Source organism: Nitrosomonas sp. (assembly GCF_020852615.1).
Classification (GTDB): Bacteria; Pseudomonadota; Gammaproteobacteria; order Burkholderiales; family Nitrosomonadaceae; genus Nitrosomonas.
This window is the reverse complement of record NZ_JADZAJ010000024.1, coordinates 20,878-43,307: the sequence shown is the minus strand read 5'-3', so window position 1 is coordinate 43,307 and position 22,430 is coordinate 20,878. Positions and strand designations below refer to the sequence as shown.

General features: G+C 50.4%; 18 protein-coding genes. 5 read left to right on the top strand and 13 right to left on the bottom strand.

Annotated elements, in window-relative coordinates:
* Positions 1 to 41: 41 nt before the first annotated feature.
* Complete coding sequence (lplT, locus tag IT527_RS05915) at positions 42 to 1,307, top strand: lysophospholipid transporter LplT (RefSeq protein ID WP_292967607.1); 1,266 nt, start codon at positions 42 to 44, stop codon at positions 1,305 to 1,307.
* A 34-nt stretch (positions 1,308 to 1,341) separates the two neighbouring features.
* Here lplT and IT527_RS05910 read toward each other — a convergent pair whose 3' ends face one another.
* The 6 genes from IT527_RS05910 to IT527_RS05885 all read right to left on the bottom strand — a co-directional run bounded on the left by IT527_RS05910 (position 1,342) and on the right by IT527_RS05885 (position 6,233).
* A complete protein-coding gene (locus tag IT527_RS05910) occupies positions 1,342 to 1,533 on the bottom strand; it encodes a DNA gyrase inhibitor YacG (protein ID WP_292967606.1) in 192 nt (63 codons plus the stop codon).
* A gap of 28 nt (positions 1,534 to 1,561) precedes the next feature.
* The gene (zapD, locus tag IT527_RS05905; RefSeq protein ID WP_292967605.1) at positions 1,562 to 2,317 is read right to left on the bottom strand and encodes a cell division protein ZapD; all 756 of its coding nucleotides are present in this window, start codon (positions 2,315 to 2,317) and stop codon (positions 1,562 to 1,564) included.
* A 70-nt stretch (positions 2,318 to 2,387) separates the two neighbouring features.
* Positions 2,388 to 2,999: a dephospho-CoA kinase gene (gene coaE / locus IT527_RS05900; protein WP_292967604.1), complete on the bottom strand. Its 612-nt coding sequence runs from the start codon at positions 2,997 to 2,999 to the stop codon at positions 2,388 to 2,390.
* 2 nt (positions 3,000 to 3,001) lie between these two features.
* Positions 3,002 to 3,862 (bottom strand): A24 family peptidase, encoded by an 861-nt coding sequence (locus IT527_RS05895; RefSeq protein ID WP_292967603.1) that lies wholly within the window; start codon positions 3,860 to 3,862, stop codon positions 3,002 to 3,004.
* Positions 3,863 to 4,037: 175 nt separating this feature from the next.
* Positions 4,038 to 5,258, bottom strand: coding sequence for a type II secretion system F family protein (locus IT527_RS05890; RefSeq protein ID WP_292967602.1), 1,221 nt, complete (start codon positions 5,256 to 5,258; stop codon positions 4,038 to 4,040).
* A gap of 75 nt (positions 5,259 to 5,333) precedes the next feature.
* Entirely contained in the window at positions 5,334 to 6,233 is a 900-nt protein-coding gene (locus IT527_RS05885; protein WP_292967601.1) for an SDR family oxidoreductase, read from the bottom strand.
* A gap of 29 nt (positions 6,234 to 6,262) precedes the next feature.
* Between IT527_RS05885 and IT527_RS05880 the strand changes: the two genes are divergently transcribed.
* Positions 6,263 to 7,309, top strand: a complete 1,047-nt coding sequence (locus IT527_RS05880; protein ID WP_292967600.1) for a CDP-6-deoxy-delta-3,4-glucoseen reductase — start codon at positions 6,263 to 6,265, stop codon at positions 7,307 to 7,309.
* 3 nt (positions 7,310 to 7,312) lie between these two features.
* Here IT527_RS05880 and IT527_RS05875 read toward each other — a convergent pair whose 3' ends face one another.
* From IT527_RS05875 to hemC, 3 genes are all read right to left on the bottom strand, one after another.
* On the bottom strand, positions 7,313 to 8,482 hold the full coding sequence (locus tag IT527_RS05875) for a heme biosynthesis protein HemY (protein WP_292967599.1): 1,170 nt from the start codon (positions 8,480 to 8,482) through the stop codon (positions 7,313 to 7,315).
* Positions 8,483 to 8,670: 188 nt separating this feature from the next.
* On the bottom strand, positions 8,671 to 9,489 hold the full coding sequence (locus IT527_RS05870; RefSeq protein ID WP_292967598.1) for a uroporphyrinogen-III synthase: 819 nt from the start codon (positions 9,487 to 9,489) through the stop codon (positions 8,671 to 8,673).
* 3 nt (positions 9,490 to 9,492) lie between these two features.
* Positions 9,493 to 10,419, bottom strand: a complete 927-nt coding sequence (gene hemC / locus IT527_RS05865) for a hydroxymethylbilane synthase (RefSeq protein WP_292967597.1) — start codon at positions 10,417 to 10,419, stop codon at positions 9,493 to 9,495.
* Between the two features lie 126 nt (positions 10,420 to 10,545).
* On the opposite strand from hemC, the gene ppc reads away from it, so the two are divergent.
* The 3 genes from ppc to IT527_RS05850 all read left to right on the top strand — a co-directional run bounded on the left by ppc (position 10,546) and on the right by IT527_RS05850 (position 17,245).
* A complete protein-coding gene (gene ppc, locus IT527_RS05860) occupies positions 10,546 to 13,347 on the top strand; it encodes a phosphoenolpyruvate carboxylase (protein WP_292967596.1) in 2,802 nt (933 codons plus the stop codon).
* 228 nt (positions 13,348 to 13,575) lie between these two features.
* Complete coding sequence (locus IT527_RS05855; protein ID WP_292967595.1) at positions 13,576 to 15,597, top strand: integrase; 2,022 nt, start codon at positions 13,576 to 13,578, stop codon at positions 15,595 to 15,597.
* A gap of 274 nt (positions 15,598 to 15,871) precedes the next feature.
* On the top strand, positions 15,872 to 17,245 hold the full coding sequence (locus IT527_RS05850; RefSeq protein WP_292967594.1) for a sigma 54-interacting transcriptional regulator: 1,374 nt from the start codon (positions 15,872 to 15,874) through the stop codon (positions 17,243 to 17,245).
* A gap of 26 nt (positions 17,246 to 17,271) precedes the next feature.
* Here IT527_RS05850 and IT527_RS05845 read toward each other — a convergent pair whose 3' ends face one another.
* The 4 genes from IT527_RS05845 to IT527_RS05830 are packed head-to-tail and all read right to left on the bottom strand — an operon-like array spanning position 17,272 to position 22,372.
* Positions 17,272 to 18,078: an amidohydrolase family protein gene (locus IT527_RS05845; protein WP_292967593.1), complete on the bottom strand. Its 807-nt coding sequence runs from the start codon at positions 18,076 to 18,078 to the stop codon at positions 17,272 to 17,274.
* Between the two features lie 49 nt (positions 18,079 to 18,127).
* Positions 18,128 to 19,627: a peptidoglycan-binding protein gene (locus IT527_RS05840; RefSeq protein WP_292967592.1), complete on the bottom strand. Its 1,500-nt coding sequence runs from the start codon at positions 19,625 to 19,627 to the stop codon at positions 18,128 to 18,130.
* 28 nt (positions 19,628 to 19,655) lie between these two features.
* The gene (locus tag IT527_RS05835; RefSeq protein ID WP_292967591.1) at positions 19,656 to 20,768 is read right to left on the bottom strand and encodes an aminotransferase class I/II-fold pyridoxal phosphate-dependent enzyme; all 1,113 of its coding nucleotides are present in this window, start codon (positions 20,766 to 20,768) and stop codon (positions 19,656 to 19,658) included.
* A gap of 11 nt (positions 20,769 to 20,779) precedes the next feature.
* Positions 20,780 to 22,372, bottom strand: a complete 1,593-nt coding sequence (locus IT527_RS05830) for a hypothetical protein (protein WP_292967590.1) — start codon at positions 22,370 to 22,372, stop codon at positions 20,780 to 20,782.
* Positions 22,373 to 22,430 lie beyond the last annotated feature (58 nt).

The following is a 22,430-nucleotide window of genomic DNA, read 5'->3' as shown; positions in this document are numbered from 1 at the left end:
TCAAGCCATTGATATATTGATAAACAGACTGGGAGAAGAATTTGGGACGCGGGTTTTATACCATTATGGGAGCGCAGTTTTTTTCATCTCTGGCAGATAATGCACTACTGGTTGTGGCCATTGCCCTGCTGGTCGATCTGCATGCACCGGCCTATCTTACTCCCATGCTCAAATTTGTTTTTGTACTGTTTTATGTCGTACTGGCACCGCTTGTCGGCGCCTTTGCCGATTCCATGGCCAAGGGCTGGGTCATGTTCATCAGTAATTCAATCAAAATTGCGGGTTGCATATTACTGTTTTTCGCTGCTCATCAATTCTCGGCGCTGGGAGCATACGCAGTTGTCGGACTAGGAGCAGCTGCATATTCCCCGGCAAAATACGGCATACTTACAGAATTGCTGCCCCCTGAAAAACTGGTAATCGCCAATGGCTGGATGGAAGGGCTGACTGTCGGATCAATCGTTCTTGGTACCGTTATTGGCGGTCTGCTCATCACCCCCTCAGTAGCATCAGTGCTGCTCTCCCTGAACCTGCCCCTGGTCACAACCGCTGTTGATGCCGGCTTTATTGTCATCATGCTGTTTTATGGCATTGCGGCCGTTACCAACCTGTATATTCCTGATACCGGAATTGACCACCGCATTCTTGAAAAAAACCCGATTTTTCTGTTTCATGATTTTGTACATTGCCTGAAACTGCTGTGGTTCGATAAGCTGGGGCAGATTTCACTGGCTGTCACTACCTTGTTTTGGGGAGCGGGCGCCACGTTGCAGTTTATCGTACTGAAGTGGGCGGAAGCTGCACTTGGCTATGCCTTAAATCAGGCAGCAATGCTGCAGGGAGTGGTTGCGGTAGGTATTGCATTAGGTGCCATACTGGCAGCGAAGCTGGTTTCGCTGCGCCGGTCGCTGGATGTCATTCCACTCGGTATCGCCATGGGAATTGTGGTTATTCTTATGGTGACGGTACAAAATCTCTGGGTTGCAGTTGTACTGCTGATCGCCATTGGTGGATTAGCCGGTTTTTTTGTGGTGCCAATGAATGCCCTGCTGCAGCATCGCGGGCATATTCTGATGGGTGCCGGTCACTCCATTGCAGTTCAGAATTTCAATGAAAACCTCGGCATACTTACTATGCTGTCGCTCTACGCGCTATTGATCTGGTTTGATGTGGGCGTTTACGCTGTCATTACCCTGTTTGGATTATTTGTCTCCACCACGATGATCCTGGTTCGCAAATGGCATTTGTACAATCAAAGTAAACAGGATTCTCTTTATCTGATCGGTACACAGGAACGTCAGTTCTGATGTGCGCCCGCCGGGATGGTGTCAGCCTGGCTGGCTAGTATTCATCAGGGCTCCGGCTGTCTTCCTGTCGCGGTTCTTCTTCCGGAACGCGATAGGAATCGGTGGCCCACTGCCCCAGATCCAGTAATTTGCACCGCTCGGAACAAAATGGGCGAAATTTGCTGGACTTATCCCAAACAACCGCCTCACCACATTGAGGACAATTTACGACAGGGGGTTTAATCATGCCTGCCCCCGTTCATTTACAGGCATGCTCATAAACTGCAGAAAGTCAGCTCAAAGGGAACATCTTCTTCATAAACATCGGCTTTGTGATCCGGTCGCCAGGGAACAAACCGGATATTCAAAGCATATTTATTGGCACTAATCTCAGGAACACAGGCAAATTCACTGCTGATGTGCAATCTCAGCAAATGTGCCTGGTGCTCTGAACCAGTCTGCTGAAACACTCCCTGAACCGCCGTGAAATGGTAATTCCTGCCACTGTTCCTTAGCATATTAAGCACAATATTGATTCCACTGCGAATCGGAGTAAAGGGCGTTATCCAATCCTTCAGATCAGCCCGGCGCAGCTCCGGCGCCAAACTTAACCAGTAGTGATAAGCCGGCAGATCAAATTCACACGCCGCACCAGGAATATTCATGCGCTGCTTGACACTCATCAGCCACTCATCATCACGCAAATGCCCGCCAATCCGGCCTGGTATATCCAGCAGACCACGAAATGCCGCCCGAATATCCTGCAATATATGGTCAAGCGCCTGCTCGGATACATCCGGATTGCTGCGCAGGCCCTCCAGCATGGTTCGCTGCTTGTCCAGCTCCTGCAGCAAATCTGACTTGAGATCAGATCGACTGGTCACATCCAGGATTTCAAACAGAGCAACCAGGACAGAGTGGTGTTCGAAAGAGGCTTCTCTGGCTGAGAAAAAATCAATTTTGTCGAACAAATCTTCCAGCCTTAACAGCATGCGAATTCGTTCATTCAGAGGTAATTCGTAACAGATCACGGTAAGTAAGATGACGTTTGGGTTTCAGCATATCGAGAAATGCAATATGCACACATCTTACCAGAATCGTTCAAGGGCTGTGACTGCGGGCAAGTATGAGATATTTCTGATGGAGTTCCTGTATCCGCTGCTGCAAATACTGTTCACTGGAATCATTCACAATCACATCATCTGCTTGTGTCAGGCGCTCTTCCCGCATACATTGCACCGCTATCACGTCACGTACAGCCTGCTCACTAAGCCTGCTGCGCTGCATGACACGAGAAATTTGCAGGGATTCAGGACAATCAATCACCAGTACACGATTCACCAGTTTAAGGTAGTTACCGGTTTCCAGCAGCAGGGGCACAACCAGGACGCCGTATTCAGATCGAATGAGTGAAAGATGATGCAGAATTTCCTGATAAATCAGCGGATGGAGTATGGATTCCAGCTTAAGCCTGGCTGTTCTGTCGGAAAATACCAGCCTGCGCATAGCAATCCGGTCCATCGAGCCATCTTCCGAGATAACATGATCACCAAAAGCAGTACGGATCAGGGTGATTGCCTTGCCACCCGAATGAGTCAAACCATGCGCAACCTCGTCAGCATCGACAATATCGACACCCAGCCCCCTGAAAAAATCAGCTGCCCGCGTCTTTCCGCTACCGATCCCGCCAGTCAGCCCGATAATGAAGGCCATGATCAGAACATCGCCAGATAAGCCTGATTAATCTGGCTGCCCCAGAACAAAGCTACCAGCCCACCTCCGGCCAGATAAGGGCCAAAGGGCAGCGTTGCATTCCCGGAGCGATTGACTGTCAGAATCAATACCGAGCCAACGACAGCTCCCACTACAGAAGAAAACAAAATAACCAGCGGCAGTAACTGCCACCCCAGCCAGGCTCCAATCGCTGCCAGTAATTTGAAATCACCATACCCCATACCCTCCTTACCCGTCAGCAATTTAAACAGCCAGAAAACACTCCAGAGTGTGAGATAACCGGCAACTGCACCGATTACAGCTGAATGAATATCGGCAAAACTGTTATTCAGATTGATGATTAACCCTATCCACAATAATGGCAGAGTGATGCTGTCCGGTAACAACTGCGTGTTCAGGTCGATAAAGGTCAGAACGATCATGGCCCAGATAAAAATCAGAGCAGCCGGCAGGATTGCACTAAAACCGAAATGCCAGGCAGCCAGGCCGCTCAACACAGCTGTCAGCGCTTCCACCAGGGGATAACTGATTGGAATACGGGCACGGCAGTTAGCGCATTGCCCCCGTAAAAAAAGGTAGCTGATAATCGGAATATTTTCGAGAGCAGAAATCTTATGGCCACACTGCGGACAACCGGATCCTGGAACAGCCAGATTAAATACCGGCAGCACCTTTATCTGCTCACCGTGCAGCTCTGCACACTGCAACTGCCATTCACGTTTCAGCATCTCAGGTAGCCGGTAAATTACCACATTCAGAAAACTGCCCAGAATCAGACCAATAATCGCCACAAACGAGATGGATAAAACGGGTGAGGCCTGCAGAACATTAAGAAAATTCATCCTAAAAACCTCGGTTGGACGGGCAGGAGTGAACTCACCAGAGAGGTGAATACGAAAATGGAGATAAAGTTGAAAACTGTCATGATGTTAAGGCAACAAACAAACGGTCAACCGAGGTTTTTAGGGTAATACATTACCTGTCTCTGTTTACGCAGTAGCGAGCGACAAACACCTGTCAACCAACCACCTGGCCCATTTTAAAGATAGGCAGATACATGGCCACGACCATCCCGCCAATCAGGGTTCCCAGCACCACCATGATCATCGGTTCCATCAGGCTGGAAAGCGCTTCTACTGCATCATCCACCTCTGCTTCAAAAAAATCGGCAATTTTGCTGAGCATCGCGTCAAGTGAACCTGATTCTTCCCCGATAGAAACCATCTGCAATACCATGGAAGGAAAAACGTTGGTCATCGTCATTGCATCCACCAGACTGCTGCCGGTGCTGACTTCATTCTGTATATTTTTGGTTGCCTCAAAATACACCTGATTCCCGGCAGCCCCTGCCACAGAATTCAGCGCATCAACCAGTGGAACACCAGCTGCAAACATCGTTGAAAGGGTACGAGACCAGCGGGCAATCGTCGCTTTACGAATCACTTCTCCAAATATTGGCAGCCGCAATGCCAGTCGATCCATCACACGTTGCATTGCCGTGGAGCGTTTCCATGCATAGAAAAATGCATAGAATCCACCACCAACACCACCAAAAATTGCCCACCAGTAATCTACAAAGAAATCGGAAATCGTCATCACCAGCAGGGTTGGGGCGGGTAAATCGGCTCCGAATCCCTGAAACAGCTCTTTGAACGCCGGGATGACGAATATCATGATGACAGCGGTAATGATAAACGCAACCACAATAATTGAAACAGGGTAGAACAGGGCCGATTTGATCTTCCCTTTGATTGCCTGAATTTTTTCCTTATAGGTTGCCAGTCTGTCCAGCAAACTGTCCAGAATACCGGCAGCCTCTCCTGCTGCTACCAGATTACAAAACAGCGAATCAAAATACAGCGGGTGTTTCCTGAACGCGCTGGCCAGGCTGCTGCCTGTTTCCACATCAGACTTAATATCCATCAGCAGTTTTGCTACGGCACGGTTACTGTGCCCTTTGCCCACAATGTCAAAAGCCTGCAGCAGAGGCACGCCTGATTTCATCATCGTCGCAAGTTGCCGTGTGAACAGCGTAATATCCTTATCAGTGATTTTTCCACCTGTTTTGGCCTTGGTCACTTTTGTCACCCTGATACCCTGACGGCGTAACGTAGATGTCACCACAACCGTACCAGCGGCACGCATTTCACCCTTAACTGCCTTACCGGCCTTATCCTTTCCTTCCCACAAAAAATTGAATTCCCTGATTTTCTTTTCTGAAGCAGTGATTGTTGCCATACCCATTTCCTTTTTAACTTTTTGAACAGGATCATGGCTGTTACGGCAAAAAATCCGGAAAAATTTAATAATCCATTAACAGAAGCGCCTCATTTCAGCCAAACAGTCAGCAACAGTCGGGTAGCGCAGCCGAACATACAATTCCTGTTTCATACGATTATTGGTCAAACGTCTCGATTCGAGCATGAAGGACAGAAGGCCGGGAGAAATCACCTTCAGTGCTTCCTGGCGGGTAATTCTTTTCGGACGAGGCAATACAAAATGATCTGCCACCAGATCAAAATACTCCCCCATCTTCAAACAGGAATCATCGCTTGCATGGTAAATCCTGCCCGGTCTGCCTGAACGCAGTACAGCTACGATAATACGGGCCAGATCATCAGCATGAATATGATTGGTGTAGCTGTCTTCAGCTGACAATAATGCAGGAGTACCCTGCTGCAAACGCTCGAGTGGCAGACGACCATGCGCATAAATCCCCGGCACACGCAAAATGGATACCTTCACACCATTACGTCTCCCCCAGTTTCTGACCTGCTGTTCCGCATCCAGCCGTCTGAGAGCCCGTGCATTTTTCGGATTTACCGGATAGCTTTCATTTACCCAATCCCCGCCGCAATCGCCATAAACCCCACTGGTACTGATATAGATCAGCTGTTGTGGTAGTATTCCTGTTTGTGTTTCGGATGCATGGCGGGAAAGTGCGGACAGCAAATGTGCGGTACGTGTGTCACACTCACCGTGACCAGGGGGAGGGGCAAGATGCAGCACTGTACGGGCAGCCAGTCCAGCCATCCTGTTAAGGCTTGCAGGCTGGTCAAGATCGCCCGCTACCGGCCTGATACCCAGCAGACGCAGACTGTCAAAATTTTCCACCCTGCGACACAAACCGAATAACCGATAGCGCTTTCCAAGCAGACCTGCCACCCTTGAGGCCACATCACCACACCCTACGATCAGCAACCTGTTTTTCATAACTTTTATTTGTAACCCATATCCGTCAGATGGAGTCTTACCGTATTACCTTTAGGCCAAGTGGCCGTATCATCACTGCTGAACCCACTGAAACTATTCTTGAAGCGGCATTACGCCATGGATTGTCCCTGCCTTATGGCTGCCGCAATGGTTCCTGCGGTACATGCAAGGGAAAAATTATACAAGGGATCATTGATTACGGTACCTACAGCGAAGAAGCGCTGACAGCGCAGGAAAAATCTCAGCAACTTGCACTTTTTTGCTGCGCCCGGCCGCTCTCCGATCTGGAAATTGAATGCCAGGAAATCGAAGCAATCAGGAATATTAAAATCCGTACCATGCCATGCCGGGTACATAAGCTTGAGCACGTGGCATCCGATGTTATGGTGATTTATCTGAAACTGCCGGCAAACGAGCGGTTACAGTTTCTGCCCGGCCAGTATATCGATATCCTGATGAAAGATGGCCAGCGTCGCAGCTTTTCACTGGCCAATTCTCCCGGTAATGATGAGTTTCTACAACTGCATACCCGTAATTACACAGGCGGTGTATTTTCAGAATATGTTTTTTCTCATATGAAAGAAAAAGATATTCTCCGGTTCGAAGGGCCGCTTGGATCTTTTTTCCTGCGTGACACCCCTGCAAAAGATACTCCCATTATCTTCCTTGCCGGTGGAACTGGTTTTGCTCCCGTAAAAAGTATGCTCGAACATATTTTTTATACAGAAAATATCCGTTTTGCCCATAACAAAATCAGGCTGTACTGGGGAGCACGAACCAGGGATGGTCTCTATCTGAATGATCTGGCTGAAAAATGGGCAACCGGGAATGAAAACTTCAGCTACATCCCGGTATTATCTGAACCGCTTGCTGATGATAACTGGCAGGGAAAAACCGGACTGGTACATCAGGCCGTTATGGATGACATGCATACACTGGCAGATTGCCAGGTCTATGCGTGCGGTGCCCCTGCCATGGTAAAAGCCGCTTTTGATGACTTTTCTCACCGGCACGGATTGCAAAGTGAGAATTTTTTCTCTGACGCGTTTGCCCCTTCCAAACCGGCAACAACCTGAATATCAGGTTGTTGCAATTTGTTTCAGCGCAAAATCGAGCCCCTTGCGATAGTGTTCATTCGCTGCTTCCTGCTTACCCAGTTTTTCAAACAGCTGTGCCAGCGCAAGATGTACCGGATACCCCGGTTCTATTGACAGACTGGCTTCCAGGTAGCTCTGCGCCTTACCCCATAACTCTCCGTAAGTGCAAAGCTTTCCCAATGTCAGCAGCAGGGGGGCATTATTTGGATATTTCGCCAGCCAGCTTTCAGCACGCTGTATCTGCCAGCTGACCACACTACTTTTACAATCCGCATACAATGCCACAAGCTTGGGATAAGGCTGAATATCCAGACTGTTCTCAATAATCTTCTGGGCGGTGGCACTATCTCCCAGGGAAATCATGGCTCGAGCGGCCGCAGCCGCAAGCTTCCCGTCAAGTTTTTCGTGATTCGACAAGCTATTCCAGTATTTTCTCAGCAGAGCAATATCTTTCGCATTTTTACGGATATTTTCCAGGTGGGCACTGTGCCGCAGTTCATTTATCAGCACTCTGTCAACGGAAGGACGATTCACCAGGATTTCAGTTAACTCCAGCACGGAATCCCAGTTACCCGCCAGCTGGTGTGCTTTTAATTCCAGCAAAAGTACTGCCGTTCTTTGCAGGCCGCCCGTGGAATAAAGTAACTGCAGTGCTGCCAGCGCATCAGCATGACGTCCCTCATCCAGCAACAGTTCCGCCTGAGTAATCAGTGTCAGTGCTCTGTCGCCAGGCGCCAGCTCTCTTGCAGCAGCCAGTAAACGATCACGTTGTGCATAGTTTTTTAACTGATGTGCTGATCGGGCCGCTATCACCGCATTCAAAGCCTTATCAGCCTGTTTATCAGCAAGTTTGAAAGCCTTTTCTGCAATCCCTGCAGCAGTATCGTACTCCGTCTCAAAAAATGTCTTCAGTCCGGATCCTGTCAGCCGCTCAACTTTTTTTTCGCGTGACCCGGATAAATTGGCCACTATCCTCAGCAGCGCATAAAACAAAGTAAAAACAGACAGCGCCATCAGGATAAACGTGTTGAATGCAAACTCAATTTTGTAAGGCGGTACAGTAAACAGCACCGAACCCGTATGGTAATACGCAGTCAGCACAATGGCAGTAGCTGCCGCAAACAGTGCAAATAACCAGAACACCAGCTTCATCCCCTCTCCCCTTTCATAATGAATTGATCGCGATACACGCTTTCCAGAAACTTTCCGGCATCCGGTAAACAGGTTAACAACCCTTAACGGTGCCGCCCTCCGGTCAGGAATACACTCACACTCCAGTTGCAGAGCAACAGGGGGATTACTGCACTTACAGTTCCAGTAAAACTCGGTGATTTACAAGATCAAGGGTAACTCGCACGATTATTTTTCCCGAAATACTCCAGCAACCCCTGCACTGTCCCCTCATCCCCCAGAGAAGTACGGTATATTTTTCTGATACCTGATGCGACAGCCTTGCATTCAATCCGATCATGCGCAGTAAATACCGGCGTCGCTTCAAGTAATTGTTTGCCGGTTTCACCAATCATGTCAATTAAATTATCCAGACCTTCGCTGCTGCTTATGATCACAGCCTGAATCCCATTATTACGCCAGTGCTTTAGCAACGGCAACGGGTCGATCTCCGGTTTGTGGCGGTGGTAACATTCCACGTATTCAACATTCGCCCCACGGTTACGCAACGTATCCCCAAGTAATTTTCGCCCATCATTCCCGCGAAAAATTACCACACGCCTGTTTTGCATTACCTGCAACTGAGGCATTCGTAACAGTGCTTCGCTATCAGAACCATCTTCGGGAACTATTACACGGGTAATACCATAACGTTCGAGTGCCCGGGCGCTACCTTTACCCACCGTGGCAACTGATACATGCCGAGGCCAGCCGCGACCGGCCCGGATCAGAGACATCACTTTTTCTACCGCATTCGGGCTGACAAATATGGCCAGATCAAATTCATCGAGTCGAACAATCGTATCCAGCAGAGGCTGCCTGTTTTCACTGTCAGAAATTTCCAGCACGGGAAACAGCCAGGGTTCTCCGCCAAGCAATTTGATTTGTGTCGCCAGATTGCCCGCCTGGTGCAAAGGACGAGTAATCAGGATGCCTTTACCGGCTAACTGGCCGGATGTTAAATCCGGCCCTGCTCCAGTCTCAATCACCTCTCAAACCAGGGATGCAAGAATTTCCTCTGCGCCATGGGCCATCAGATTCCGGGCCAACTGCTGCCCCATCTGCTCCCCTGATTCAGGCTTACCACATAGCTTATCGGCAATCATTCTTGATCCGTCAGGTGTCGCCACAAAACCGCGCAAAGTCAACACATCTTCGAAAATCTCGGCAAACCCGCCCAGGGGCACCTGGCAGCTGCCTCCCAGTACACGGCTCATGGCACGTTCCGCCTGCACACAATAAGCGGTTGTAATATGATGCAACGGTTTCATCCATTCAGCCATATCATAATCACTGTCACGACACTCAATCCCCAGGGCACCCTGCCCCACCGCAGGAAGACTCAATTCAGGCGGTAACAGCATGCGTATGCGATACCCCAGCTCCAGGCGCTTCAACCCGGCTGCAGCCAGAATAATTGCACTGTATTCACCTTCATCCAGTTTTCTCAAACGGGTCTGCACATTGCCACGCAGCGGGCGAACCTGCAGATGAGGAAAACGTGCATGCAACTGAGATTCACGTCGCAAACTGGAAGTCCCCACCACACTCCCGGCCGGCAGCTCTTCCAAGCTGGAAAAGTTATTTGAAACAAATGCGTCGCGCGGATCTTCCCGTTCTGTAATGGCCGCCAGCCGAAAACCGGGCGGAACAGTCATCGGTACATCTTTCATGGAATGTACGGCAATATCAGCGCGACCATCCTCCAGAGCCAGTTCAAGCTCTTTGATAAAAAGCCCCTTACCACCAATTTTCGACAGAGAAACGTCCAGAATCTGATCTCCTCTGGTCGTCATGCCAAGTATGGTGATATCCGTTTGCGGGTATAATTCGAGCAAACGGCCGCGGATAAAATTCGCCTGCCACATAGCGAGCTGGCTCTCGCGTGATGCAATTACAATTTTTTTAGGACTGGACATAACAGAATTCTGAATTTGTGACAACGCCGCCATTCTAGCATGGCCAGCTCTGGCGCGGATGATGGCGGAAAACCACACCTTCACCTCGGTTACCCCCGTATTCACGATCACAGGAGACACTCAACAATGAGTCTGAACACCCAAGCAAATGCTATTCCCGAAAAAAACATACCTAACGAAAAGGATTACCCGTTGCGGGAAGATATTCGCTTGCTGGGGCGCATGCTGGGAGACACCATACGGGAACTGGAAGGCGAAGCCATGTTTGATCTGGTCGAAACTGTCCGCCAAACATCCGTACGCTTCCGGCGGGATCAGGATGAAGCGGCAAGGCACGAACTCGATGCCATCCTCAACCACCTCAGCCACAAGGAAACCATTGCTGTTGTGCGTGCGTTCAGCTATTTCTCGCTGCTTTCAAACATCGCTGAAGATCTGCACCATAACCGCCGTCGCCGTGCTCATCTGCGCGCAGGCTCTCCTCCCCAGGACGGCAGCGTTACACTTTCGCTGCAGCGTGTGGTGGCAAAAGGGATCAATACCGAGCAACTGCAGGATTTTTTCGCCAGTGCCCTGATCTCCCCGGTATTAACAGCACATCCGACCGAAGTACAGCGACGCAGTATTCTGGACTATCAGCTCAAAATCCAGCGCCTGCTCAAAGAACGGGATCGCACCCAGCTCACCCCCAATGAAATGCGCCATAACGAGGAAGGTTTGCGTACTGCCATCCAGACACTATGGCAAACACGGGTATTACGGTCTGTCAGACTAACGGTGCAGGATGAGATCGAAAATGGCCTCATCTATTACCACTACACCTTCCTCAGACAAATCCCCTATATCTACGCCAAAATCGAAGATCTCCTGGAACGTCACATGGATAAATCGGCACCGCGCATCGCTTCATTTTTGCGAATCGGCAGCTGGATAGGCGGAGATCGGGACGGCAACCCTTTTGTCACCCATCAGATCATGCTGCATGCTGCCGAACGACACTCGGCACTGATACTGGATTTCTACATCAGCGAGGTGGAAAAAATCGGCCAGACCATGAGCCTGTCCGAGCGTTTGATCAAAGTAACCAGTGAGCTGGAAGGACTGGCTTCCACTGCGCCCGGCCTGCCCGCCAGCAGAATTGATGAACCTTACCGGCGTGTATTTCTCGGTATTCACGCCCGCCTGATTGCAACCAGCAGACACCTGGGTCCCTGTGTTGGTGGCCGCTACCAGGAGAGCAACGCCGAACCTTATGCTGACAGTGCCGAGTTTGTACATGATCTTGACATCATTATCCGCTCACTGAAACAGCATCGCTCGGACAAACTGGCCCAGAGCACATTACGGGATCTGCGCCGGGCCGCAGATGTATTCGGTTTTCACCTCGCACCACTGGATATGCGACAGCACAGCAGAATACATGAGCAGGTTATTTCCGAGTTATATGAGAAAAATGTCCGGGATAACCGGAGTTACACCGGGATGTCCCGTTCCGAGCGCGCTGAATGGCTGCTGGCCGAGCTCAAACGCTCGCGTTCGCTGATTTCCTCCCTCTCGGATTTTTCCGATCTGACACAAAGCGAGCTGCGTATCCTGAAAATGGCAGCTGAAATTCAGCGCCGCTTTGGTCATGCCGCATTGCCCAATTACATTATTTCGATGGCAACCGGGGTGGTACACATCCTGGAAGTTGCCCTGCTGCTGAAGGAAGTCGGGCTGCTGCATTTTGGAGATGACCCGCAATCAACGGTAAACATTATTCCGTTATTTGAAACAATTGATGATCTGCGCGGTTGCGCCAATGTCATGGATGAGCTGTTCTCTCTTCCGGATTACCGCAAGCTGCTGCTTTCACGCGGCAATCTGCAGGAAGTCATGCTGGGCTATTCGGACAGTAACAAGGATGGCGGCTTCGTTACCTCCAACTGGGAAATCTACAAGGCTGAAATTGAACTGACCAAAGTATTTAACCGTCACGGTGTCAGACTGCGTCTGTTCCACGGCCGCGGCGGCACGGTAGGGCGTGGTGGCGGCCCCAGCTACCAGGGAATCCTGGCGCAGCCTCCAGGCAGCGTCAGCGGCCAGATCCGGCTCACAGAGCAGGGAGAAGTTATCGCCAGCAAATACACCGATCCTGAAATCGGTCGGCGCAACCTCGAAACACTGGTTGCAGCCACCATTGAATCCACTTTACTGGAGCGTGATGCCGTTCAGTATCACGCTCCCCAGTTCCACCAGATCATGGAAACATTGTCTTCCGGTGCGTGCGAAGCGTATCGCAATCTGGTTTATAAAACACCGGGATTCAAGCAGTTCTTCCAGGAATCCACCCCGATCCGTGAAATTGCCGGCCTGCATATCGGCAGCCGGCCAACTTCACGCAAACCCTCTGACAAAATTGAAGATTTACGTGCAATTCCATGGGTATTCAGCTGGAGCCTCAATCGTACAATGCTTCCCGGCTGGTACGGGTTTGGCTCTGCTGTGGAAAATTACATTCAGCAAGCCGAAAATGCCCAGGATGCATTGAAACAGCTGCAAGAGATGCACCGCAGCTGGCCCTTCCTGCAAACCCTGCTGTCCAACATGGATATGGTGCTGTCCAAGAGCGATCTGGGTATCGCCTCACGCTACGCGGAACTGGTAACGGATGCTGAGCTGCGCCAAAACGTTTTTACCAGCATCCGTCATGAGTGGGAACGTTGCGTGAAGTGGCTGTTTGCCATTACCGGACATTCCGAATTACTGCAGGACAACCCGACACTGGCTCGCAGTATCCGTATCCGGACGCCCTATATCGACCCGTTGAATCACCTGCAGATAGAACTGCTCCGCCGCTATCGCTCCGGAGACGATGAAGATACCGTTCATCGTGCAATTCACCTGACCATCAATGGCGTGGCTACCGGGCTCAGGAACAGTGGTTAACCTTTTTTCAGGAGTGACTTATCCGGGGTCCGTCGCGATGATAAAAAATACAGTAATCTGTCATAAAAACCGATACAGTTTAAAGATGGGTGCCGGCTCTGATTACCCGATTCTAAAATCAGCTTCGTGACTGCCTGCATCTTTTAGTATTGAGCAAGTGCCGAGGCTGGAGCTTTATTTATTCACCCGGCTCTTCCATTAATCTGATCATTACGACCGGGATAAAAAATGAACAAAGAGTCTCCTCGATTGGAAAATATAATCCCCAATGCGGGAAGACCATTCTCTCTTCTTTTCAGCTATCTCGCTCAGCTCAAACCCACCCGGCTGGTTATCTTTACCGCTGTTTTTCTATCCAGCCTGCTGTTATCGCTCGGTTTCGTTTTTTTACAGCCGGCAATCTACCAGAGCTACGCCACACTGCTGACAGTCACGAAAACCGCAATCGATCAGGAAAGCAGAGAGGCTGATATTCAGCATGTTGCCATTCAGAAACAGATTCTTCTCGGGCCGGAACTGTTAACAGAAACCGTGAATCGTCTGCGCAGAAACGACGGTACTGAAACGGGAGTTGATTTAAGTCCTGCTGCAATTCGCGACATGCTGGACGTTCGGCCGGTAATTGACACCAACCTGGTTGAAATGGTCGCTGAAGGAGATAAGCCCGAGTTACTGCCACGTATCATCAACACCTGGATTGACGTTTATCTCGATGCGCGATCAGCAGAAACAGCCCGATCCAAAGGATCAACAATAGAGATGATGCAGGATGAGCTCTCCACACTGACTAAAAAAATTGAGCTAAAAAGGTTTGAACTCGAGCAGTTCAGACAGCAAAACGCGATTGTTTCTGCCGAACGGCAGGACAATGAAGCACCCGCCCGCCTCAAGGGACTGACTGATTCACTGAATAAGGCCAGTGAAGAAGAAGTCAAAGCCAAAGCCCGTCTCGATGCCGTCAGAAAATCAATTAAAAGAGGACAAACCGTTGTTCCCAGCGAAGATTCCCGCACTCTGAGCACACTCGAAAAACGCGCCCAGGAATTACGGGAGCAGCTGGAAGAGCTGGATCGGCAGTACACTCGTGAATACATGGCTTTATCTCCGGATCTCAAGGTAATCCCGGAAAAACTGGAATCACTGGAAAATGAAATTCAGCAGACTCGCCATAAAGGACAGTCTATCGTCATCAGTGAAGCGGAACAGGAATATGCTGCTGCCCGGCAGGCTACCCGTTCAATACAGGAACAGCTCGATCAGCACAGAAAAAAAGCAGCTGAATTTACTGCCCGCTTTACTGAACATGATGCATTGAAATCCGATCTGGAAGAACTGGAACAACTCTACCGTGACACCCAGGCAAGACTGGCTCAGGTTGAGGCACAGCACACCGGAAAATACCCCTATGTTGACGTCATCGAACGTGCTTTTCTGCCCCACAGCTCCATCAGGCCGGATTACTTATGGAATGCCATGATCGCAACATTAGCCTCCCTGTTGCTGGGGCTGGCTGCCATCTGGATCTTTGAATTCCTGATGCACAAGGAACAGGAAAAACTGGCTATCCACCTGTCTGGTATTCACCTGCACAACCAGGATAACCTGAATTTGTCCCATAACTCTCTGGACACTTTGCCATCGACACCAGTCAATCTTCCCGGAAAATCCGTGCAGGCGCTTGAACATGTCAGTATCAGCGAGCTTACTACCCAGCAGATTGCCGCACTCTTCCAGTCAGCCAGCCTCAAGGAAAAACAGCTGCTTGTTTTTCTGCTGAGCGGTTTGACACTGGATGAAATCACCAGTCTGCAGAATGATGATATTGATCTTGAAAACAACTCGCTTACGGTCAGGAATGTCTCTGCCAGAACAATCCCCCTGCATCCCACTCTCGCCACACTTTACCGCAAACACGGTTACTGCCTGATTGACCCCGCCGGAAACCGTCTGAATCAGGCAGATCTGGAAGCATTGCTGAACTGTATGCAGATAGACGCCGGGCTGGCAACAACCCGGCCTGTTTCCGCGTGGATACTGCGCAATACCTACATTCTCTATCTGGTAAAACAGGGCATACGGCTGTCTGATCTTGAAGCGGTTACAGGCTATATCTCACCAACAGAACTGTCGGATTATGGCGTTTACGCCCCTCCCGGGGTCAAATACCCGATTGAATCAGTCAATCTGTTTTATCCGGTTCCCCCCGGTATTTCGCCAGATTGCGATACGACTCCGGGATATGCGAGCTGAAACTTTGCTATTGATAAAGTACCTGAAAAACTGGAGATCAAAACAAGATGACACAGAAATGCCGGGTAAAAAGGGCAGTGCATTAAAAACAATCTGTCAATCTGCACCCGCTTTCAGAGACATCTGATAACAAATTACTTCCTTAATCATTCAGCAGCGTCTTAACAGGTCAACCGAGAAAATAAAACTTAACCCTTAATAATCAATAATAACAAACTCCTGTTTTCTCTTTATTTACGAGGTATCTCTCTAAATTCAGAAATTGGAGGTTCAGATGTCTATCAAAATTTGGGTACACTGGGACAGCAATTATCGGAAACAGATTGCCGATAGCATTATTAACCAGTTGACCAGCCAGGGGATTGAAATCAGAAACCATGGCGATGAGTGTTTCTGCAATTCCGGCGTGATTTTCAGCAATGGAATTACCTCTGAAACCTTCGAGGAACTGCATGAACTCAGTCACAATGGTCAAACCCGGGTTCTGACCTGTTTTTGTTGCGAAGCCATTCCAGGCGATACGATCTGGAAACTGATGGATGCTGGAGCCACTGATGTACTTACATGCTCCAATCATGGCCTGATCATCCATGAAATCATTTCTCGCCTGCGCCGCTGGGAGCGGGTAAATACCATGGTTAACTCACCCGATGTTAAACAGACACTGATCGGAGAAAGCCAGGCACTAAAAACCATCCTGAGCCAGATCGTTGAAGTGGCATATTTCACCAGTGCACCGGTTCTGATTCTCGGAGAAAGCGGCACAGGCAAGGAATTACTGGCAAATCTTATTCACACCATGGATCCCCGCCCTGACAAAGGTGAGCTGGTTATCCTGGATTGCTCAACAATTGTGCCGGAGCTGGCCGGCAGTGAATTTTTTGGCCATGAGCGCGGAGCTTTCACGGGAGCAGCAACTTCAAGGGATGGAGTATTCGCACTTGCCAATGGAGGTACACTCTTTCTGGATGAAATTGGTGAATTGTCTCCGGCCATGCAAACCCAGCTTTTACGGGTAATTCAGGAGAAAACATACAAACGTGTCGGTGGCAACGCCTGGCAACGCACCTCGTTCCGTTTAATTTGTGCTACCAACCGCGATCTCATGGCACAAGTTCAACGAGGTGAATTCCGCGCAGATCTCTATTACAGAATTGCCGGCTTTATATGCTGCTTACCGCCTCTGCGTGAACGAACTGATGACATTTTGCCACTGGCAAGTCATTTCCTGAAACAAAGCAGTACATACAAAAATATCCCCATTCTTGATAAACCTGTTCAGGAATATCTGTTGTGCAGACAATACCCGGGCAATGTGCGTGATCTCAAGCAGGTTGTCTCACGGATGCTGTGCCGATATGCAGGTGAAGGCCCTCTCACAGTGGGCTGTATTCCGCCTGATGAACGGCCGGCCTTATCCGAAAACCGGAAAGAATGGCGGGATATCAATTTCGAACGGGCGATTCGAATAGCGCTCAGCCGTGGAATGGGGCTCAAAGTCATCAGCAAGGATACAGAAGAAATTGCAATTCGTATCGCTGTGGATGAAGCAGACGGTAATCTGCAGCGTGCCGCACAACGCCTCGGTGTCACTGACCGTGCCTTGCAATTGCGCAGAGCCGCACAACGTCAGAAAAACAGCACATAACAGTTACGCCCCCCTTACCGCAAACCTTAATCCGGGAAAACAGCTTGCCTGTTTTGCTGCTCCGCTCTTTGTCGCCTTGCCGGAGCAAGTGGCCATTGCCTTCGTGCAGGGTGGATCAAATTATGCAAATTTGCTCCCAAAACCAACGCTTCCTGCTGCAAGGGAAGACGTAATGCCTTAATTTTTGCCAACTCAACACCCGGATGAAGCCATGGCCCATCCGAACCGAATAAAATCTTGTGAGCCCCTGCCCGTCGGACCGCTTGTTCCAGCAGATCGAAACGCCGCACCCCGGCAGTATCGGTATAGATATTGGCATGGCGAACCAGATGATCAATCAGGGCCAATTGCGCGCGCCAGTCATCAGCAAAACTGCCAAGATGAGGAATGATAAAGCTGACATCCGGATATTCCTGTGCCAGCAACTCACATACCGACACCTCACCCGCCACATCGTACAGCACCGGTAAAGCATAAGCCCGGGCAGCCATACAAATCTCACGGGTAATGGCCGCATCATGGCGGTGCACCTTGATGCCGACAAAACCATATTGCCTGACAGCAGTCTCGATCATATTGTGTATCCGCCCGCGATCTCTTGCTGCATGCACAAAAGCAAAACCGTAAAACCGGTCAGGCTGGCCGGCCACAATTTGTGCGACCTCCTTATTGGCAATCGCATAATCCGAATGAAATGCCGCAAATAATACAGTGCGCCGGATTCCAGCCTTCCTGGCACGCAGCAGATAATGCTTCAATGAAGCGCGTGTATCCCAGGGCCCCGTCAGACCATCACCACTCCCGGCATGACAATGACAATCAATGATCATCATCACCTCCCTGCTGAATAACGTATCCCGTTACTTACCCGATTGCCCGGTATCAGACAACCCCGCCTATTTTATGCAAGTCATTCTTTAAAGCTCCGGCAACGTAGTGATCTGGCAGATTCGGCATATGCATCCGTGCTGCGGTTGCCAAAGCAGTATTGGCAACCGCGGCAGGATCCGCATACGGATCAGCCAGGGCAGCCTGGCCGACAGCTGTCGCGGCAATACGCACAAACCGTCTCGCTATTTCCAGTTCCGCTTCCTCAGAAGGAAAACTGCCAAATTCAAGCTCAAGTGCTTTACTGACAGCTGTTCCGATGGCGCCACCAATAGCCGTACCGACCCCCGGTATTGGAATAAAAGTCCCCAGTGCCTTACCCGCTATTGGCAGTGCCATTTTACCAATCGCCTTCAAACCCTTACCCAATACCGGCAATACTTTCCTGCCAACGAAACGGCCAGCTTTCTTCAGACCTCTGCCGATCCCCTGGAACAGTTTTCCCAGAAACAAATCCAGCTCTTCTTCATTGGAAACAGCCAGTAACTCAGCAGCCAGTTCAAGTTCTTCGGCTTCACTGAAGGGGCTTTCGAAGGCGAGTTCAAGCTCCCGCTGATTGGTGACCAGGCCGGTCGGATTCAGAACGGCCCGCAGACTGGCTTCAATTGCCTTGTGCTGAGGGGTCAGCACCCAACAGATGGAATAATGATCAGGATTAAGGCCAAGGAATATTACATCCCGGTGATATCCCCGTACCCGGTTATAAAGGTTTCCGGTCTCGCCGATATAACCGATATGCCCGCCAGGTGTGCGATTGCGAAAAACAAGCAGATAAACTCCGCCTTGTTGTGGAGCACTGCGATAGTGTGAAAGCCGGTAACATTGCCTGCCGGCCCAGATTTTCCGATCTGCCGGTGACATATAACTCAGCAGTTTGCTGTAATTTTTACGGAACACAGCAGGTAATTCCGCTGCTGTCCACTCCCCCATGCGGCTTATTACATTGGATTCCAGTTCCTTCACCGGGAGTTGAGCATTCTGTTTTCCGCAGGCTGTTTTCAATGCCGCTTCCGTATCCGGCCCGGCAATACCGCTCACCCTTAATCCCTGTCTGCGCTGAAAACCCCGAATAGTGCTGCGTATTTCCGGCCCCATGATTCCTGTCACCGCAAGCCGTGTTCCCATCACCTGATTCAGACAATCCTGCAGCCAGCGCACACGCTCTGAACCGGATGCACTGTCCGGCTCGGCAGGATAAGGCTCATCCACGACCGGATAAGGTTCATAGACAGCATCGCCAGGCGATCTCCGCAACCCTCTGGAAGAAGAAGGTGATCTTGAAAAAGCCGGGTGCCGGCCCGCTGTTCTTATTCCAGATCCTGAAGGGCGCACCCCCGGCCGCATAACCGGTCGCGCACCCGGCTGCACGCTACGCCTTCCCGCTCCTGCAAATGAACGCCGTATTCCACGCTCACCCTCTATTTCAAACGCTTCCCCCGGTACTTCCGGCATCCATTCCAGTGGTATGGTTTCAAACCCGGATTCCTGATTCATGATTTACCTCCCGTATATGGTGGTTACTTTACAAAGCCAGCGCATCCGGTTTCCCGTTACGATCAGTGTTTCTTCGAAAGCCATGTATCACCGCAGCCAGTACGTCGATGCACTGGTCAATTTCCCCGACAGTATGGCGCGCTGTCATTAAAAAACTCAGGTGAGCCACACTGCTGCCACGGGGACGGGACAATACGGTCTGAATACCCTGCCGGGAAAGGAACTGATGTACCTGTATCGCCTCATTTCCATCGATCCCCCGCAAAATCTGGACAGGAAACCAGCCACCAGCTGTATTCAACCCCATTGCCGCCAGGCCGCTACGGAACCGGGCAACCCGCTGTGCCAGCCTCTGCCGCAGCCCATCGCCCCGGGATTGATTCATAATCAGCGCATGCCGGGCCGCCTGAATTACAGCCACAGACGGCGGGCTGCCGTGCACCCGGGTGTCACTCGCCGTTTCAAATCGTTTGATCAGCTTCTTACTTCCAGCAAGGATCGCAACCGGTACTCCCAAACCTTTTGCCAGGGATGAACCCACTATAATGTCCGGCCCGGAATTTCCGCTCCAGCGCAGTACTCCGCCACCTCCCCTGCCATACGGCGTATGCAATGCCGGCGATTCTCCAAGAATCCCCAGCGCCTGCGTATCATCCAGTACCAGCAAACCACCAAAGCGCCTGACTGTTTCCAGATATGCCTTAACTGGCGCAGCATGACCGCACGCCGGGCAAAACCCGTCGGCAACTGCCACCGGATATTTTCTTCTGCCATACGCAAACCGCCTGATTTGTGTCAGCAGTGCATCAGGATCGTGATGCCGGAAAATGTGAACTTCCCCTCCTTTTGCACGGAATCGCTCCATTCCCCAACGCACAACTGCATAAGTCCCTTCATCCAGAAACAATATTGCCCGCTGCTGAAACAGCATGCCGCACAAATCCCAGAACAGATGCAATGTGGAAGGCAGCAGCACCCCCTGTTCACACCCCTGCAACTGCGCCAGCTGTTGTGCAACTTCCACAGCACCGGGTGGTTCGGCCAGCGCGGCGGGAACCCCCAGTGAAAGCTGCTGCCACGGCTGCAGGACCCGGCCGGGGTGATGCAGCCCCAAGTAGAGCGCCGAAGTAAAATTGATCATCGGGATACATCTCAAACAGCCCGCTGCTGGCTCGCCAGGCGTTTTTGCAACAGTACCGACGGCAGGGTCGAATCAACCCGGGCATTGACGATTGGATCAGCTGACAAATCAGCCCCTGTCGCTGCGCGATAGGCGTGGATATAACCCTGTATCTGCGGACGGAAGAATCGCGCCCAGTTAAGCGCCTTTACGGGCTCAAACTCGTCGCTCCAATGTCCCCAGCGGACGGAAAGCAGCAGCTGCTCACCAAACATTCCCAGATTGCGGAAATGCAACACGCTGGTATCGGTCCAGCCCTGCAGTTTCTTCATGGCATCAACGCGATCCATCCAGGGTTCGGGATAAGCCACCATGACCCGTGTCGGCAGCAGTTCACGGAACTCGGGCCTGGCCAGTATCCATTGCTGCATCAGCATTTCGATACGGGCAGTCGATGGCAGGTCGCCAAACTGGTTGTGCGCCCCCTGGGACAGGATCAGATGCACTTCCTTCAGTGCGTTGAGCACCGGAAAAGCATCCGCCTTGACAGTGGTATCGTCATCCTGCTTGTAGAACACGGTACACAGCCTCAGCAGGTGATGGAAAGCCTCAAGGAACTTGGAACGTGTATCGGCGGGCCGGAAATTCTGTACTGCTTTGCCTTCCAGCCGCAACCCGTAATGATGATCGTACTCGTAATTACGGCGGTTAACGGTCAGGCGGTGCTGCTCATCCTGAATGTAACCCCATAGCAGATTATTGAGCGGGCGCAGCGGATCCATTTCCATGCTGGCAAGCGGATCCCGGTCGGATGAACGCACATTCTGGAACCGCCGGGTAATGGCATTGGACGTTTGCACCAGCATGCCTTCCTCATGCCAGTATGACCAGATCAGTTCCAGCAAACAGGGATTGGCAAGCTTCTCTTGTAACAACCCGTAACACACATCGGCATCACGACCCGAATTATCTTGTTCATTTCCAATACTGTTTATTGGAATATCAGGCAACTTGCGGCGAATAACGGCGAGATAGGGGAGAACATTCCTGTTATCATTTACCCCAACCAAATATTGACTATTAAATATCCCGCTTAAATTTTGTGAAGTTGGTAAATCTCGCCTGCTGAGATAGGCGTTGTCCAGATCCGGATTAAATGGCTGTTTTGACAGACCATTGCAATCTTTTTGAGCGAGAACACCGCAATTTACCATCACAAAAGCTTCGGTAGCCACTTTAACAACTCGATACGTATCAGAATCGGTAAAGGGCAGAAAACGTTTTGTTAATAATTCGTTATATTTGTTACATGAACCTGTACCATCCCCCTTCGGGTCACAGAAAATTTGATTCATAAAACTGAAATAGTTGTTGAACGACAGTGCCTCCGTACTGTTGCGAATCGCAGTCCAGAACGCCGTATCTTCTGTGAAAGAGGTCTCAGTACGTGTTAATGAAGTAGTAGTATTGACTTGCCCACCAATAATTTGCTTACTCTCATCAACGTTGATTGTGTTCGTCAATCTGAGAACAATATTTGTAAACTCACCACTTCCCTCAGTATTTTGATCTGTCACTAACCCCACGTTTGCAGCAATCATAAGAGGGCCAGCTGTATCGGTCACCCCCAATACCTGAGCTACGTATACATTCTCTTGAACACTCCCCTGATTTTGTGCACAA

Bases quoted from the DNA above. Each gene is read 5' to 3' on its own strand.
- IT527_RS05910 (WP_292967606.1), bottom strand. From the start codon at position 1,533: ATGATTAAACCCCCTGTCGTAAATTGTCCTCAATGTGGTGAGGCGGTT.
- coaE (WP_292967604.1), bottom strand. From the start codon at position 2,999: ATGGCCTTCATTATCGGGCTGACTGGCGGGATCGGTAGCGGAAAGACG.
- IT527_RS05895 (WP_292967603.1), bottom strand. From the start codon at position 3,862: ATGAATTTTCTTAATGTTCTGCAGGCCTCACCCGTTTTATCCATCTCG.
- IT527_RS05890 (WP_292967602.1), bottom strand. From the start codon at position 5,258: ATGGCAACAATCACTGCTTCAGAAAAGAAAATCAGGGAATTCAATTTT.
- IT527_RS05885 (WP_292967601.1), bottom strand. From the start codon at position 6,233: ATGAAAAACAGGTTGCTGATCGTAGGGTGTGGTGATGTGGCCTCAAGG.
- IT527_RS05880 (WP_292967600.1), top strand. From the start codon at position 6,263: ATGGAGTCTTACCGTATTACCTTTAGGCCAAGTGGCCGTATCATCACT.
- IT527_RS05875 (WP_292967599.1), bottom strand. From the start codon at position 8,482: ATGAAGCTGGTGTTCTGGTTATTTGCACTGTTTGCGGCAGCTACTGCC.
- hemC (WP_292967597.1), bottom strand. From the start codon at position 10,419: ATGTCCAGTCCTAAAAAAATTGTAATTGCATCACGCGAGAGCCAGCTC.
- ppc (WP_292967596.1), top strand. From the start codon at position 10,546: ATGAGTCTGAACACCCAAGCAAATGCTATTCCCGAAAAAAACATACCT.
- IT527_RS05855 (WP_292967595.1), top strand. From the start codon at position 13,576: ATGAACAAAGAGTCTCCTCGATTGGAAAATATAATCCCCAATGCGGGA.
- IT527_RS05850 (WP_292967594.1), top strand. From the start codon at position 15,872: ATGTCTATCAAAATTTGGGTACACTGGGACAGCAATTATCGGAAACAG.
- IT527_RS05845 (WP_292967593.1), bottom strand. From the start codon at position 18,078: ATGATGATCATTGATTGTCATTGTCATGCCGGGAGTGGTGATGGTCTG.
- IT527_RS05840 (WP_292967592.1), bottom strand. From the start codon at position 19,627: ATGAATCAGGAATCCGGGTTTGAAACCATACCACTGGAATGGATGCCG.
- IT527_RS05835 (WP_292967591.1), bottom strand. From the start codon at position 20,768: ATGATCAATTTTACTTCGGCGCTCTACTTGGGGCTGCATCACCCCGGC.